Origin of the sequence: Halobaculum sp. EA56 (assembly GCF_051195075.1) — an archaeon.
Classification (GTDB): domain Archaea; phylum Halobacteriota; class Halobacteria; order Halobacteriales; family Haloferacaceae; genus Halobaculum.
This window is the reverse complement of the sequence record NZ_JBNTJX010000110.1, coordinates 1-989: the sequence shown is the minus strand read 5'-3', so window position 1 is coordinate 989 and position 989 is coordinate 1. Positions and strand designations below refer to the sequence as shown.

Here is a 989-nt window from a genome sequence, read left to right as displayed (position 1 = left end):
CCGCCGGCCCGGCCGCGAGGACGCTCCCGCTACGCCTCGCCGTTGACCGCCGCCGACAGCTCCGCGCGCGAGAACAGCTCGCCCGAGAACTGGTCGGGGAACAGCAGGTTCGCGAACCGTTCGAGGTTGAACAGGTGCTGGAGGGGACCCTGGTAGATCGGGCCGCCGCGGAAGACGCGACCCTCCTGCACCGCCGTCAGCTCCGAGGCGACGTCGTGGCCCTCCATGAAGGAGACGACCGTGTCGCGGAACTCCTCCTCCGTCTTGGTTTCGTGTCCGCGGACGAGGAGCACGTCCGGGTCGACCTCCAGCATGGTCTCGTAGTCGATCTGGCCGCGATCGTTCGTCGAGAGCCCCTCGACGCCGGTGCCCGCGAGCGCGTCGGAGATGCCCAGGTCGCGGAACTGCTTCTTGTTCGTCCCGCGGTCCGTCAGCCGGTAGGGGGAGAACTGTTCCGGCTGGTCCGTGGCGCCGAAACACAGCAGGGCGTTCGGCCGGGCGTCCGCGCTCGGGAGGTTCGCGCTCACCTCCGCGATGGCGTCGTCGTGGACGGCCTTCACGGCCTCGTAGCGGTCCTCACGCTGGAACACCTGCGCGACCTTCTCGAAGGCGCCGTACAGCGAGTAGTAGCGGTAGTCGTGCCACGGGTCCGTCCGGCGGAAGATGGTGTTCCCGATGAACGGCCCGACGTCCTCGACGACGGTGTCGATGTCGGACTGTTCGAGCTTGAAGAAGCCGTTGTTGATCAGCCACTGCGGGTCGATGAGGTGCACGTCGCTGTCGAGCTCGTAGAACAGCTCCCGGTCGATGGCGAAAGAGTCGCCCAGCAGCTGCGTCGGCTCCTCGTTCACGGAGACGCCGTCGAGCTCGGCGACGTGGTCCGTGTAGAAGCGCGCGGTGTTGCCGACGGCCAGCAGGTCGTCGCCCTTGCCCAGCGCGATCCCCATGTCGGCGTAGCCCGACTCGTAGACGGTGAACGTCTCCGGGAC

General features: G+C 67.8%; 1 protein-coding gene. It reads right to left on the bottom strand.

Annotated features, from left to right (window positions below):
• Positions 1-29: 29 nt before the first annotated feature.
• A partial coding sequence (locus tag ACQUQ1_RS22420) for an ABC transporter substrate-binding protein (RefSeq protein ID WP_435066388.1) occupies positions 30-989 on the bottom strand: 960 nt, incomplete at its 5' end.